The organism is Vibrio sp. CB1-5 (assembly GCF_059412285.1).
The window spans coordinates 92,226-106,739 of record NZ_JBJHPB010000006.1 but is presented as its reverse complement, the minus strand read 5'-3'; the positions used below and the strand labels follow the sequence as shown (position 1 = coordinate 106,739).

At 46.4% G+C, this 14,514-nt stretch carries 12 protein-coding genes; 8 read left to right on the top strand and 4 right to left on the bottom strand.

Annotation, left to right across the window (positions count from 1 at the left end):
• The first annotated feature begins 3 nt into the window (after positions 1–3).
• The 4 genes from ACJB0T_RS06505 (at position 4) to ACJB0T_RS06490 (ending at position 3,785) form a co-directional block, all read left to right on the top strand.
• Positions 4–468, top strand: coding sequence for a c-type cytochrome (locus tag ACJB0T_RS06505; protein WP_479294139.1), 465 nt, complete (start codon positions 4–6; stop codon positions 466–468).
• A gap of 119 nt (positions 469–587) precedes the next feature.
• Positions 588–1,922, top strand: a complete 1,335-nt coding sequence (locus ACJB0T_RS06500; protein ID WP_479294137.1) for an aspartate aminotransferase family protein — start codon at positions 588–590, stop codon at positions 1,920–1,922.
• A gap of 1 nt (position 1,923) precedes the next feature.
• Entirely contained in the window at positions 1,924–2,766 is an 843-nt protein-coding gene (locus ACJB0T_RS06495) for a beta-keto acid cleavage family enzyme (protein WP_479294135.1), read from the top strand.
• A 62-nt stretch (positions 2,767–2,828) separates the two neighbouring features.
• Positions 2,829–3,785, top strand: coding sequence for a TAXI family TRAP transporter solute-binding subunit (locus ACJB0T_RS06490; RefSeq protein ID WP_479294579.1), 957 nt, complete (start codon positions 2,829–2,831; stop codon positions 3,783–3,785).
• 242 nt (positions 3,786–4,027) lie between these two features.
• On the opposite strand, the gene ACJB0T_RS06485 is transcribed toward ACJB0T_RS06490, so the two are convergent.
• The gene (locus ACJB0T_RS06485) at positions 4,028–4,495 is read right to left on the bottom strand and encodes a DM13 domain-containing protein (RefSeq protein ID WP_479294133.1); all 468 of its coding nucleotides are present in this window, start codon (positions 4,493–4,495) and stop codon (positions 4,028–4,030) included.
• Between the two features lie 175 nt (positions 4,496–4,670).
• Between ACJB0T_RS06485 and ACJB0T_RS06480 the strand changes: the two genes are divergently transcribed.
• Entirely contained in the window at positions 4,671–6,725 is a 2,055-nt protein-coding gene (locus ACJB0T_RS06480; RefSeq protein WP_479294131.1) for a hypothetical protein, read from the top strand.
• A 283-nt stretch (positions 6,726–7,008) separates the two neighbouring features.
• Here ACJB0T_RS06480 and ACJB0T_RS06475 read toward each other — a convergent pair whose 3' ends face one another.
• A complete protein-coding gene (locus ACJB0T_RS06475) occupies positions 7,009–7,854 on the bottom strand; it encodes a LysR family transcriptional regulator (protein WP_479294129.1) in 846 nt (281 codons plus the stop codon).
• A 160-nt stretch (positions 7,855–8,014) separates the two neighbouring features.
• Between ACJB0T_RS06475 and ACJB0T_RS06470 the strand changes: the two genes are divergently transcribed.
• A complete protein-coding gene (locus ACJB0T_RS06470; RefSeq protein ID WP_479294127.1) occupies positions 8,015–8,899 on the top strand; it encodes a DMT family transporter in 885 nt (294 codons plus the stop codon).
• 57 nt (positions 8,900–8,956) lie between these two features.
• Here the strand turns inward: ACJB0T_RS06470 and ACJB0T_RS06465 are convergent, their stop codons facing one another.
• Positions 8,957–12,016: an efflux RND transporter permease subunit gene (locus tag ACJB0T_RS06465; RefSeq protein WP_479294125.1), complete on the bottom strand. Its 3,060-nt coding sequence runs from the start codon at positions 12,014–12,016 to the stop codon at positions 8,957–8,959.
• A gap of 252 nt (positions 12,017–12,268) precedes the next feature.
• Between ACJB0T_RS06465 and ACJB0T_RS06460 the strand changes: the two genes are divergently transcribed.
• On the top strand, positions 12,269–12,586 hold the full coding sequence (locus tag ACJB0T_RS06460) for a YMGG-like glycine zipper-containing protein (protein WP_479294123.1): 318 nt from the start codon (positions 12,269–12,271) through the stop codon (positions 12,584–12,586).
• Positions 12,587–12,770: 184 nt separating this feature from the next.
• Entirely contained in the window at positions 12,771–13,589 is an 819-nt protein-coding gene (locus tag ACJB0T_RS06455) for a hypothetical protein (RefSeq protein WP_479294121.1), read from the top strand.
• Between the two features lie 103 nt (positions 13,590–13,692).
• On the opposite strand, the gene ACJB0T_RS06450 is transcribed toward ACJB0T_RS06455, so the two are convergent.
• Complete coding sequence (locus tag ACJB0T_RS06450) at positions 13,693–14,373, bottom strand: hypothetical protein (protein WP_479294119.1); 681 nt, start codon at positions 14,371–14,373, stop codon at positions 13,693–13,695.
• Positions 14,374–14,514: the final 141 nt, after the last annotated feature.

The following is a 14,514-nucleotide window of genomic DNA, read 5'->3' as shown; positions in this document are numbered from 1 at the left end:
TGTATGTTGTTAGTGAAAAAGGTTTGCTCTAAAGCCGCAGTAAGTGGATTGGCGTTTGTATCATTGGCTATGCTTCAAAATGCTCAAGCTATGAGCCACGCAGAGTCTATCGCTTCGCGTCAATCGGCGTTTGAGCGTATCGAGAGTCAGACTGAATGGATTGCTGAGCAAGTGAATCAGTCACAAGTAGATTGGCAGGCACTTCAAGTGGCCAGTGAACAGCTTCTAGAAGACAGTTTGCTATTGTCGGCGGCCTTCCCTGTGGGTAGCCAGCAAGGGAGTAAAGCGAAAGAGTCGGTTTGGAAAAAACCAGCGAAATTTCAGCAGTTACTAACCGACATGCAGCAAGGCTATCAACAGGTCATGGAAGGCGTTCAATCTCAATCTGTGGAGTCGGTAGAAGCTGGACTTGATGCCGCGAACTCTACTTGTCGCAGTTGTCATCGCAGTTACCGATCGCGTTGGTGATCGAGCTAAGTCTTTTGGTTGTATTGAACGAATGAACGATTTTTAAACAATGAATTTGTAAATTTCGAAAGCTGTTACAACTATTAGGGAATAGGCTGGTGTTTTTGAGGGAGCAATCAATGAGCAGTGTATTCCACCGCAGTTGTCACGGCCAACTGCCAACGGTTAGCCACGGTGAAGGTGTCTATCTTTTTGATACTCAGGGTAAAGCATACCTTGATGGCTGTGGGGGAGCGGCGGTTTCGAATTTGGGGCACAATCACCCCCAAGTGAAACAAGCTATATGCGACCAGCTTGATGCCGTTCCTTACGCGCATACTGGCTTTTTTACCACACAAAGTAGTGAGCTATTAGCACAGCGTCTTGTGGAGTTAGCGCCGGAGCCGTTAAAGCAGGTTTATTTCGTGAGTGGTGGTTCGGAGGCGGTGGAAGCGGCGCTTAAAATGGCCCGTCAGTATTTTGTTGAGAGAGGAAAACCTCAGAAAACAGAGTTCATTGCTCGGCGGCAAAGTTACCATGGCAACACGTTAGGCGCGCTGGCTGTGGGCGGGAATGAATGGCGTCGTGAGCCATTTCGTCCTTTGCTCGCAACCAGTCACCATATTGCACCTTGTTATGCATATCGCGAGCAGATGGCGTATGAATCCGAAACGGACTACAGCATGCGGGTGGCCAACGAACTGGAACATCAAATCCTGGCACTCGGTGCGGATAATGTGATGGCGTTTGTCGCAGAACCTGTTGTGGGAGCGACGGCAGGTGCAGTCCCTGCTACTAAGGACTATTTTAAGCGAATAAGAGCGATCTGTGACCAGTACGATGTCCTACTTATCTTGGACGAAGTGATGTGCGGTGTAGGAAGAACGGGGACTTTCTATGCTTTTGAACAGGAGAGTGTTGTACCCGATATGGTGACCATAGCGAAAGGGCTTGGAGCAGGCTACCAGTCGATTGGTGCAGTGATCGTGCAAGATAAGGTCTATCAGACCATCGCGAATGGTTCTGGCTTTTTCCAGCATGGGCACACATTCATGGGACATCCAATGGCATGCGCGGCAGCGCTTGCTACAGTGAATACGATTATTGACGATGGGCTCCTCTCTGCCGTCACCCGTCAGGGAATAGGATTAACCAATAAGTTACATAGCGCGCTCGGTGACTTGCCGTTTGTCGGTGATATTCGTGGGCGAGGCTTGTTTATCGGTATTGAACTCGTGGCGGATAAAGTCACGAAAGCGCCGCTGCCTTCGGCGACACAAGCGCACAAGTGGGTAAAATCCATCGCTATGGAACAAGGGTTAATGTGCTACCCAATGTCGGGCACTATCGATGGCAAACAAGGGCATCATATCTTGCTCGCACCGCCCTTCATCATCGGTGACACAGAGCTGGACGAGTTGGTCGTTAAACTCACTAATTCACTCAAACGCGCCGCTACAAAGTGGAGGGCATAGCATGACTGTCCAACCGTTTTCTGAATCGGCGATCATAGTAGCACCCAATGGGGCACGTAAAACCCGACGCGATCACCCGAATCTTCCCATGGATCTGCCAAGTATTATTGATGAGGCGATTGCGTGTCGAGATGCTGGAGCGGCGATGGTGCATTTGCATGCTCGGGATAAACAAGGTCAACACTCGCTTGAGCTGGATGATAACCTACCTCTATACCAAGGGCTCAAGGAGAGGGTAGGTGACAGTTTGTTGGTTCAACTGACCACGGAGGCGGTTGGTCAGTATCTTCCGGAGCAGCAGCAAGCGTTAATTAAAGCGATAAAACCCGAAGCGGCATCCTTTGCGCTTCGAGAGCTTATTCCTGACGAGCAGCATCTAACATCGGCGAGTCGTTTCTTTCATTGGGTCGCAGAGCAAGGCATTATTTCGCAATATATTCTCTATGACGATCAAGACTTTCAGCGCTATTTGCGATGGTTATCGCGTGGATTGTTGCCCAATTACCACCATCATTTGTTATTAGTATTAGGGCGCTATCGCGATGGGCAGTTGGCACATCCTCAGGATCTCGCTCCTATGTTGGGATCACAATTATTTGAACTGGATCACCGTTGGGCGGTGTGTGCCTTTGGTCATTTTGAACACAATTGCTTGACGGCTGCTATGCTTATGGGGGCTGACGTACGAGTAGGGTTTGAAAATAATCATTATGACAATCAAGGTGCTATCGCGGATAGCAATGCTGTTTTAGTGACTCAACTTGTCGATACGGCGACAGCGCTCAACATCAAACCGATGACAACAGAAAGATTAAAAAACCATCTCACTTCGACCGGTTGTTAAGGAGTACACCGGTCAGGATACCTACGACAGGAAAAGGAATAATTATGACCAAAATAAAGACCATGTTAACCGTATCTGCTGTTTGTATGGCAATGGGCGGCGCTACCCTCGCGCACGCTAAAGACCAATTTGTGACAATTGGTACTGGTGGTGTAACAGGTGTCTATTATCCTACTGGAGGGGCGATTTGCCGATTGGTAAATAAAGACCGTAAAGATCACTCGATTCGCTGTTCTGTAGAAAGTACAGGCGGTTCTATCTACAACATTAACACCATTCGAGCGGGTGAGCTGGACTTAGGTATCGCGCAATCAGATTGGCAATATCATGCGTACAATGGTACTAGCAAATTTGCTGATGCCGGCCCTTACAAAGAGCTTCGCGCAGTGTTCTCTATTCACCCAGAACCGTTTACCGTTGTGGCACGTGCTGACTCAGGTATTGAGAAGTTTGAAGACCTAAAAGGCAAACGAGTGAACATCGGTAACCCAGGCTCAGGCCAACGCGGTACGATGGAAGTACTGATGGACGGCTACGGTTGGGGCATGGATGTATTCAAACTGACTTCTGAACTGAAGGCTTCTGAGCAATCTAAAGCGCTTTGTGACAATAAAATTGATGCAATGATCTATACCGTTGGTCACCCTAGTGGCGCTATCAAAGAAGCAACAACCTCTTGTGACAGCAAACTAGTAACCGTTGACGGCTCTGTGGTTGACAAGTTGGTGGCAGACAACAGTTTCTATCGCGTTGCCACAGTGCCTGGTGGCATGTACAAAGGCAACCCTGAAGACACGACAACTTTCGGTGTAGGTGCAACATTTGTCTCATCTACCGAAGTTCCAGAAGATGTGGTGTATAACATCGTTAAGTCTGTGTTTGAAAACTTTGATGACTTCAAGCGTTTACACCCAGCATTCGCTAACCTGAAGAAAGAAGAGATGATCAAAGATGGTCTATCGGCGCCACTACATCCAGGCGCAGAGAAATACTACAAAGAAGTGGGTCTACTTAAATAGTCAAATGGCCTTATAAAAATCCAAACCCAACGCAATAGCGTTGGGTTTGTTGCTTTTGGGGGGAAGCAAAAAAAGAGGCAATACAAAACGGTATTGCCCCGAGTTACACACATAACACAAGTTCTAGGTGCTTAAGGCCAAATCATAATGCGCCTAGTTGCGTTTGTTTTTGTCAGTAAACAGTGAGCGAAATGTCAGCGCCATTGGCAGTTGGAACCGCTCTCACAGTTATTTTTTCGACATCAATTTAGCTTGGCAGAGGTAATAAACTCGCCAAAACTTTCACACCACACAATGGCAGTGTTGTACTGAGTTAAGTCGGTTTGTTCAGGAAGTGTCAGCAAAAAACGATCGAAGGTTTTTACATCTCCTACTTGAAGCATCGATGCTTTGTTGGCGACAAACTCTGCCTCAGTTTCTATGAAGGTAGGAGAGAGGTACAGTTTGTAATCAGGCCCCGGAGCCAGTTCGCCGATAAACATCGCACTCTTTTTGGAAAAGCTGATTTTTCCCTCGCCCCAATGGAGAAAGTCACTGTCCGCGCGCTCTTTGCTAAACTCTCCCTGATAAACAATGGTTGAGCTTTGCGACTCAATTACCTCAATTGATGGTGAGTCTGGCTGAGTAAGAATAGGTAGAACGTAGATCCCCAACATAAAACCAGCAAACAGCGCCGCTAAGTGAGTAAAAAGTAATAAAACACGTTTCACAAAGATCCCCTTCTATTCCAAAAACGAATAACACCTAGAGATAACTCTAGTACAGCGATGAACTGATAGATAGCCATCAATGCTGTTGTTACTTAGCGGTCTCGTGTCACTTCTTCGATGGTATTTCCTGTGTTTGCTTACAAGCTCTCCTATACTTTTTGCTAGGGGGATTGTTATGAAAATCAGATTGTTAATCAGTGGTGTCGTCATAGGATTGGTCAGTTCTTTGGTTGGACATCAGGTCAAAGCTGCACCATCGATGGGTTTGGTTTTACCTGGCGGTTGGCAAGCCTGGGGAAATCGTGAAAAAGAAATCCAGCAATGGGAGGCACAGCATAGCGATATTGTATTTGGCAGCCTGGGTACGCCAGAGCTAAACAAGCAGACTACGGCTCTTGGCTACATGTATAGTCAGAAGCTAGATTGCTTTGCTGGTGAACAAGAAGCGTGGCTTCATCGACAATTGTGGCACCAAGGCATTAACCCAGAGCACCTTTATCTGCATGCAGCTCAAGAGACGCACTTAGCCTATGACAACTTATCTGAAAAAGCGCAGCAATTTCTCGATGGAAAGCCACTTCACCTGATGGTGAAAAAGGGCACGGTGCTTAAGACCGCACGACTACCGATAAATTTGTCTAAAGATGAAGAGCTTATTGTGGTCACCTCCCAGCCTTTTATTGCTATTAATATTCCCTCCATCGACACACTGTCGATTAGCCTTGCTAAGCCAGAGCAGGTTGGAGCACCGATAACTGAGTGGCAACCATTGGCGACTGATGAGTCGGATGTTAGCTCTAACTCGGATACAGGTTCTTTGTCGCAAGTTGCTATCGAAAAGCAGATGCAAGCGGTTACTCCTTGGCTTGGCGAGTATCATTTTAATACCGGACATCGCGCGCTCGATTTTGATATGCCGGTATACGTGGCACGGTTAAGTTGGTCAACGCCACAGGATATAGATGCGTTGTCTGTTGACTATGGTTTGCATCAGGAAGCGAAACACGTGGTGATACCGGGTTGGGATTGGCGTAATGATGTCAACGGCGATGGGTATTTAGATGATAACGAGTATCGGCAAAGAGTGAATTTACAAGCACACGCGCGTTATGCCTCACAAGCGCGCCTTATTCCGATCGGCAATATGTGGCCTGGAACCTGCTGGCAACGCACTAACTTTTCTCATCCATCGGCCAATCAAGCTCATATGGATTGGTATAAGTTTGATTGGCAGCGGCAAGGGCTAAGCGGAGCCTACAATGATGATATGGCAAAGCTGCTTGGTGGTAATCAGTATCAAGTGGTCAAAGGAGGCGCTATCGCTGAGTTGCCAGGCACGTTAGGCACAGATGAGGCTGCCTTGAATTATGCAGGGCAAATGGCGAGCTTTCTCTCTCAGCTCAAAGATTACCTACCCAATACGAAGCTGGCAGCTAATATCTCAGAGCTCAATCTGTGGCGCTATCCACAATGGACGCCCGAACTCAGAGGTGTTTTTGATGTTTGGCTAAGAGAGCACTACCTGTATGCGGCAATGGGAACGGATGCGCTCCGTGAGCGCTGGGAGCATTTTGCTCTCACGGCTATGGGAGGTGAGAGTCTTGTTATGACGACGACCCGCTTTGGCCGTAGCGAGCTAAATACCAATAATGTACAGGCATGGCAGCAAGACATTGCAACCGGACTAGCTCTCTATTACCTGTTCCATATACCCAAACAAACCCACTATCACAGTTGGAATCAAACTTTTTACTACAGCAGCAATCCAACTGATAACAATAACTGGTACCAAAGTGGCGCGGTTAAAAATCAGGTTTATCGTCCGAGCGAAATGCTCAGCCACGATTTAGGTGAGCCTATTAACGAGACCGATTCCTCATTTGACTGGTTAACGCAAGATAGAGTTGAAGCTAAGCAAATTGAGCAGCTTCTTGAATCGAACCGTTCTGGGTGGTTTTGGCTTGATAGAGATGAAAGTTGGTTTTGGCCGAAAAATTACCAAGCCATTGGCCGTCAATTTGAACAAGGCCTAGTGGTCTACTTCGCAGGTAAGTCTCGCGCAGACAGTGATATGTGGCGTGATGAGGCGAAGTGGAATAAGGAGATCCAAACCATTCTGTTGCCCTCTCAATATCATCGAGTGAACTGGGATGGAAGCTTAGCACCCAAGAGCAATCAAGTTGCACTTCGTCCTTATGAGGGAGCGGTGTTGATATTAGCAGGTGAGTGACTACACCGTCTTGAGATATAGGATTAGAAGAAGGGTAGCTAGGCATTGGAGCAACGCTACCCTTTCTATTTTTGTGGCTAGCTTTAATTCTATAATGTTTTTTTTCGCGTAGCGAGATAGCGAATATGAATCAAATCAGCCGGTGTGATGTCAGCGAGATGGCAGATCATCGAGGGTGTCATGCCGTACGCGACAAGATTCTCCCAGCTAACGTCGAGTCGTTTTTCCTCACCATGACCCCACTGTTTAGGCTTACTTTTAGTCAAAGTAACGGTGTTAATGCCTATTGATATTGGTTGTTCTGAATCACCGATTTCAGGATTTCTCGTGTCGCCTTATGGTCTTCATCATTTACAAAACGTCGGTGGTAGATCATGCGATGCTGCACGTTGCGTATTTCTAGTGGGATAGGGAATATTTTCAGATTTAGCATTGGAGCTAAATGCTTGGCGAGCGACAGCGTGGATGCACCCAGCAGATTCGTTGTGGCGGCGAGAGCAAGCATGCTCGAAACCGATCCTGTTTCTGCTTTGATGACTCTTGGTGGGCTGGGCTTTTGCGATAAATAATCCATCATATTGGCGTTATTACGACGAATTTTAAGGGCGATATGTTGGGCTCGATAGTAGTCTTCGTAAGAGAGCGTATCACCGATATCTGGATGATCTTTTCTGCACACACAAACTGCTGGCTCTTCAATAATGTCTTCCACAACGTGTGCTTGGCTAGTACTCGTGGCAAAATCGATAGCGAGGTGAACCTTTTGTGAATCTATGTCGGCGAGCAATTGCTTTTCACTAAGCGGCGCCTCAACAAAAGAGAGCCCAGGTAAATCACAGACCAGATGCATTAGGCTCTCGCTACAGTAGACTCGAGTGATCTCTTGTCGCTTTTCTATCGTCTCGAGTACCGCGAGCGGCATTTCGATCTTATCGGACAGTGCCACGGCTGCGCCAGTTGGTGCGATCCCTCTTCCTGAACGAACGAACAACGTCTTTCCCACCACACCTTCTAATCGTTTCAAGGCTGCACTTACCGCCGGCTGAGTAAGGTTAAGTTCTTCTGCAGCTAAAGTGATAGAGCGGTGTCGATACACTGCGCTGAAAGTAGATAGAAGGTTTAAGTCCATAACAAACTGATCTGATCAATGATAGCTCTATCGTAGCAGAGGGTTAGTATGCGAACCAGTCACTATCGGAACTCCAATTGATATAAGACCTAAGTGGGGGTTGTGATTTCAATATCCATGGCGCACAGTAGGGAAAAATTATTGGTACAAAGATAAACAGATGGATTTAGCGAGTTTTCTAAGGTTGATTCTTCTTGCCTCAATATGGGGCGGCTCCTTTTTATTTATGCGCATAGCGGCCAACGTAATGGGGCCAGCGCTACTGATTGAAGCGAGAGTATTTTTTGCGGCCATTGCTCTGTTGGTCGTTAGTATTTATCTAAAGAAGAAACTAGAGTTCAGCAAGCATACTCGACACTTTTTTATCATTGGACTGTTCAATACTGCGCTGCCATTTCTATTGTTTGCTTATGCCGCGCAAACGTTGAATGCCTCCACATTGTCGATTCTCAATTCAACCGCTGCCATTTGGGGGGCGGTGATAGGTGTTTTCTGGACCAAAACACCGCTAACAAAGCGTGGGGCGCTTGGATTATTGATAGGTATTATTGGTGTTGCTGTGTTAGTTGGTTGGGATGCGGTACGGATAGGTGAAGAGGCGACGTTACCGATTATTGCAGGGGTGATGGCTGCGTGTTGTTATGGCATTGCGACCAATTACGCAAAGAATGCGCCTTCCGTACCGGCATTTAATAATGCGCATGGCAGCATGTGGGCAGCCTGTTTGATCGTGTTGCCGTTGATACCTTTTGTACCGATGAGAGAGTCGCCGACTCAAGAGGTCTGGCTAGCGGTAGTATTGCTGGGCGTTGTCTGTACTGGGGCGGCATATTTGCTCTATTTTCGTTTGGTTACCGATATTGGGCCGTCTTCCGCGTTGTCGGTCACCTTTCTAATTCCGATGTTTGGAATACTATGGGGCAATTTGTTTTTGGGAGAACCTATCGGCATAAACACTGTAGTCGGAACGATATTGGTTATTAGTGGCACGATGCTTGTGACGGGATTCTCTTTATCATCATTTAGGAAAGTCCGAGCCCGGTAAGGTTGGAATGAGGTCGACTTGCCACCTAATTTAGACAGTGGCAAGTCTTTGGGGTGTTTATACTTGGGCTGTGGTAGCAGGTTTGAACAGTTCTCGAGTTTGTTGAATTACCACAAAAAATACACTTGCCATAATACACCCAATAAAAGTAGCGGTGACTATGCCACCAAATGACGCCCAACCAAGAGCTTGTTGGCCGCCAGAGCCGACAGCGTTCGCCAGCATCAAGGGTATCAATCCAACCCCGAACGAGAACGCGGTCATAAACACTGCGCGAGCACGTAAGCGGAGTGCTTGAACCGCCGCTTGCTTAATCGTTAGTTCACCTTCATCGCGCAGCGTTTTAGCGAACTCGACAATCAGAATCGCGTTTCGAACCGTCATACCTATCAGCAAGATGGCAGATAGCTGGGTAAGAATGTTGATGTTGCCACCAATATGAATCACGCCCTCAACGATGCCGATAACCGCTGTCGGAACGGTCAACATAATCGCGAGAGGGATCAGCCAAGACTCATACTGCGCGACTAACACTAAGAAGGTGACTAGCAGAGCAAGCCCCATAACAAGAGCAACCGTATTGCCTGCATTGACCTCTTCTTTTGCTGCGCCGGTGAACTCAACGCGATAACCAAACTCTTCAGCAAGCTCTTGTATGGCCTGAATAGCATGCCCCGTAGCGACGGTTGGAATGACGTCGATGAATACCCCTTGTTCAGCGTTATAACGAGAAATGAAGTTCGGGACTTTGATTTGTTCTACATCGAAGAGCTTGTCGTAGGTGATACGTTTGCCATTTGATTTAGACAACCCTGTTTGTTTCAGTGCTTTCGGGTCCAATCGATAATTGGGGTCATTTTGCACCATCACCTTGTAGTTTCGTCCACCCATATTGAATGTGTTGATATACATACCACCAAAGTGGGTTTGCATGCCTTCGAGCACATCTGCGAACGTAACACCATATTTTAGCAAGTCGTCACGCTTGATATTGAGTTTCATGGAAGGTTTTGTCACTTCGAACTGAGCCATCGCTAGGCCAATTCGCTCATCTTCCATTAAGCGTGTATTGAAGTCCGTTGTGAGCTTGTAAAGTTCATTGGGTGTTAATTCCGGTGCAAGCAAAACGAAGTTTACGCCATCGACCATACCTAGTTCAGGAATGACAGGTGGTTTAAAAGCAAAGGCTTGGATCTCGGTATTTTCAGCTAAAACGGCATTCACTTGGTCTGTGATAGCGACGTCTGTAGCCGTTCGGCTTTGCATATCATCAAGCGACACTAACATCATGAAACTGCTCATTTCTGCTGTTCCAGTTAACAGATTAAATCCGGATGCCTCAACACTGGTGGAAACGCCAGGTAGCGCATTGAGCTGCTGGGTCAGACTGGCTAGGTATTGGTCGGTTTGTGTCAACGCTGTGCCTTGTGGGAAGCTTCCAACCACAAAAATAGCGCTAGTATCTTCTTCTGGTAGGAGACCCGTTGGCAAGCTCGCTCCTCGCTCTACCGATAGATAGAGGCCACCAACTAGCAGCGCGATAGTAAGTATTGGTAAGCGTGTTGCTGTCCATGCTAGACCGGTAAAAGCTCGGATTTTTTGTGTAATAACCCATTCAACGGACTTTGCGATGGCAGTTTTCTTTGGCGGCTTCATAAACAGCGCGCACAGTGCGGGAGTCAACGTGAGCGCCACTAAGGTTGAAACTACTACAGAAGCACATAGGACGATGCCAAATTCAGAATAGATAGTGCCGGCCATGCCTGGAATAAAGAGTGAAGGGGTAAAAACGGCAAGCAACACTAGCATAGAAGCGACAATCGGAGAGAAGGTGATATCTAAAGCTTTAGATATTGCCTGTTTAACTGTCATCTCGGGATGTTCGTCTAGTTGATGTTCAGCGTTTTCAATAACGATAATTGCGGCATCAACAACAATACCAATTGCCATCACCAGACCAAACATGGAAATGATGTTGATTTGAATACCAAGTCCGCTCATGACCGCAAAGGTGCCAATGAGAGAAACGGGAATTGCCGTTACCGTAATCAAGGTCAATCGAAAATTTTGCATAAAAAGGAGAGTGACCAAGGAAACAATGGCAACAGCTAGGACCAAGGTTTCTACAACGCTGTAAATGGCGCCATCGATAAAGGTGGTTGCATCGTAGACGGTCTTGATTTGGTAATCGCTTGGCTGTTGTAAAAGGGATTTAATGCCGGAGGCTACATCCATTGCGTTGGCTTCTGGAGTTTTGTAGATGAACAGTACGGCACCGTTAGCGTTTTCACCGTAAGCATTGGCGGTATAGATTTCGCTACCTAGCTCGATTTCTGCGATGTCTCTTAAGAAGATGGTTTTTCCCAGCTCGTCTGAGCGAACGACGATGTTGCCAAACTCTTCAGGGGAAGATAAACCACCCTCAACGGTAATTGGGAATTCAAACTTATCGTTGACCACGCTACCGGCGGAAGCAATCTTATTTTGGGTGGCGATAGCATGATTGATTTCATCGACATTGATCGAGTAATGCTTCATTTTGTTCGGGTTGAGCCAAACACGAATTGAGTATTTCTTTTCACCAAGTACATCGACTTTTGACACGCCGTTGATACGTTGAATTCTCTCTTTTAGCGGACCGCCTGCAAACGCGCTGATCTCAATAGCCGATGCTTCGCCAGATGGATCGGTAATTGAGATGCCTAGCATTAAGCCATTAGAGAGTTTCTCCACTTTAACACCATTTCGCATCACGTCGCCGGGTAGCTCCGGAAGGGCGAGATTGACGCGATTTTGTACCAAGTTAACGGCTTTGTTTGAATCAGTACCACTTTCAAAAACGACTTCGAGAGTATAGGTACCATCTGCACCGCTGGTGGACTTCATATACTCCATTCCAGCGACCCCATTGACCTGTTTTTCGATTTCAGGAGCGACAGATTTCGCCATAACATCCGCACTGGCACCGTCCATGAACGTGGTGACTTCTACGGTCACTGGCGCAACGTCGGGGTACCTTCCTATTGGGGAGTTGGCGGCAGCGATTGCTCCAATAAGTGAGATTAAAAGCGCAATAACAATTGCAAACTTAGGCCGTTCTATGAACATTTTAAACATGTTAGCTACCCATTGATGAATAATTGTCCTCAGTTTACGCCTGGGTATTTTTAATCACAATTGAGTCGCTGACTGTTCTATCAGCAAACGAAATAGCAAATATTTGAGGTTCGAATAGCAAGGTTTGACATCGTGCCTGAGGAGCTAATTTCGTGACTATGTATTTGTTGATGGAATAGGAGCTATTTTTCCAGTGAGTTTTAATGTCGCTACAGTGGCACTCCCTTCAAAAATCAATTGGATGAAACTCGAATGAAAAAACTGTTAGTAACGACCATGATGCTTGTCGGCGTGACTCCTGCATTTGCTTATCACCCATGTGAGCCTGGCAATGCTGTTACCGATGCGGTGGAAGGTGCTGTTGTTGGTGGCGTGGTTGGTGCGATAGCTGGTGATGCTAAAACAGGAGCGATGATTGGCGGTGCAGCTGGCGTCGTTGATGGCGCATACGACGAAGCAGAATGTGATGCGTTGGTGGGTGAGGCGATTGTTGAAGAGGCGATCGTTGCGGATTATGAAGACCGAGTCGTCGACGAAGTCATCATTGACAGCGCACTAGACGAAGGCTAGTAGTGATCAGGTCGAGGTTTTCGTCAATTCTTTTGTGGGCACTACTGACCATAACTCTCTGAACTATATTGATAATATAAAGGTCAATAAAGCTAGTGTAATAAATGCTATAACCTTGGGTTAATTGTTCTAGACCCTCTCGCCCCTTAGTCTGCTCGCGTCATTTACTTCTAGGATTAGTTTCATGCGCGCGAGCATTACCCTTTTAAGCGCAGCTGTGGCTGCGTGTTTCTCTTTTTCTTCTTATGCTGCTAACGACTCAGATACTCAGGTTCAGGACATGTCAGACCCTCTGGCAGTTTACACACAAGCTGGTGCTGGTGCTTCTGATAAAGGTCTGAACTTTAAAGTAGGCCGTACCTACGATACAGGCAACCCAGAGACCATGGCGATGAATATCATCGAGGTAAAAGGCGTTGTTGGTGAGTACCTAGGCTGGTCAGGTTCAAGCCATCGCGATAACTCCATTGATAGTGTTCGTTTTCGTAACTTCAGTGTAAACACGACGAATGGCCGAGGATCTCAGGTTGATTTGAACTACAACGTGGAGCAGGAGAGCTTAAACGCCTCTTATAGCTTTATTCAGGCACTACCAAAACTGGGTAACCTTAATCTTTACCCACTGGCAGGTCTGGGCGTGAATTTGAGAAATGGCGAGTTTCAGGGCTGTGAAAATATGCCAAACGTAGACTGTCCAATTGAACAGCAAAACATTGGCTACACCATTCCAGGTACGTATGCCGTTGTGGGGGCGTATACCAAGTATGCCATTACTGACAAGTTGTGGCTCAACTACAATCCTATGTGGTTGACGACAATCTCAGGCTCAAAAGCTTATGTAGAGAACGCTTACGGACCTGGTATGGACTCTATCTTTACCAACGAGTTCGCGGTGTCTTATCAATTCACACCTCGCTTCAACGTTCGTTATTTTGCTAACTGGACGCAGGAGCAGAACTATTTTGATGGTGACCAAAGAGTGGAGTTTAACTATCAGTTTTAATTGAATGGTTTGGGAGGTTTAGTGAGCAGGGATGCTCTTAAAGTGGGTAAGTGAAGATATTCATTCCTTCGAATATCTTTGATCTATTTAAAATGAGTCAAGCTTAGAATGGGAATACTACGCCTACTTTACCGTAAGTATTGCGATCGTTTGTACCGTGTGAGCCTTCGTTACCAATCTCAACGTATGGGATCATGTTGTCGATTGCATTAAACGTTGCACGAAGTTCAAGGTTGTAGATCATGTCTTTGCTTTGGTCGCCAGCAATCACTTTCTTCTCGTGTTGCTTCTGGCCTACCACTTTAGCGTTTAGATACATGCGTTCTGTTAGTTGCTTTCCAGCAGCTAGGTCAAAACGGGTGATGTCGCCACGAGGTGTAGCGTTGTTTAAGTTGAGGTCGATGTCCTTACGTAGACGAAATGATGTATCAAACATATCAGCAACGTTACCGCCAACCGTTACACCAAACTTGTTTTGGTCATTCGCCGGTTGTTGGCGACTTTTCTTATCGACAAACTCATATTCACCTTTTAGCCAGAAGCTTTCGAAATCGTGCTTGTAGTTAACGTTGTACTCGTTCTCAAAGTTTGCTTTGCGTTTAGCTGAAAGACCAAATCCTTCGTAACCAACGAATGCTTTGATGCCAGAGCCGTTACTTGTTGTGTATTCTTTTTCGCCGTCAACAAATTTAGCATCAAGTTCAATACCACCAGAGAAACCGTTTGCGAAAGCACTTACAGAAAGTGCAGATGAGATTGCGAGAAGGATTGCTGTTTTTTTCATTTCTTTATTACCTATATTATTGTTTTTGCCCCCGTAATTGGAGCGGCACAAAGGTACCTAAAAAATGAAATGTGACTAAATTAGGAAGTATTCGGTATTTTGATTGGTGCAAAAAAAAACACCTCAACAATGTTGAGGTGC

Excerpts from the sequence above, each read along its gene's own strand:
- ACJB0T_RS06470 (WP_479294127.1), top strand. The coding sequence starts at position 8,015 with ATGGATTTAGCGAGTTTTCTAAGGTTGATTCTTCTTGCCTCAATATGG.
- ACJB0T_RS06455 (WP_479294121.1), top strand. The coding sequence starts at position 12,771 with ATGCGCGCGAGCATTACCCTTTTAAGCGCAGCTGTGGCTGCGTGTTTC.
- ACJB0T_RS06495 (WP_479294135.1), top strand. The coding sequence starts at position 1,924 with ATGACTGTCCAACCGTTTTCTGAATCGGCGATCATAGTAGCACCCAAT.
- ACJB0T_RS06465 (WP_479294125.1), bottom strand. The coding sequence starts at position 12,016 with ATGTTTAAAATGTTCATAGAACGGCCTAAGTTTGCAATTGTTATTGCG.
- ACJB0T_RS06500 (WP_479294137.1), top strand. The coding sequence starts at position 588 with ATGAGCAGTGTATTCCACCGCAGTTGTCACGGCCAACTGCCAACGGTT.
- ACJB0T_RS06450 (WP_479294119.1), bottom strand. The coding sequence starts at position 14,373 with ATGAAAAAAACAGCAATCCTTCTCGCAATCTCATCTGCACTTTCTGTA.
- ACJB0T_RS06505 (WP_479294139.1), top strand. The coding sequence starts at position 4 with ATGTTGTTAGTGAAAAAGGTTTGCTCTAAAGCCGCAGTAAGTGGATTG.
- ACJB0T_RS06490 (WP_479294579.1), top strand. The coding sequence starts at position 2,829 with ATGTTAACCGTATCTGCTGTTTGTATGGCAATGGGCGGCGCTACCCTC.
- ACJB0T_RS06460 (WP_479294123.1), top strand. The coding sequence starts at position 12,269 with ATGAAAAAACTGTTAGTAACGACCATGATGCTTGTCGGCGTGACTCCT.
- ACJB0T_RS06475 (WP_479294129.1), bottom strand. The coding sequence starts at position 7,854 with ATGGACTTAAACCTTCTATCTACTTTCAGCGCAGTGTATCGACACCGC.
- ACJB0T_RS06480 (WP_479294131.1), top strand. The coding sequence starts at position 4,671 with ATGAAAATCAGATTGTTAATCAGTGGTGTCGTCATAGGATTGGTCAGT.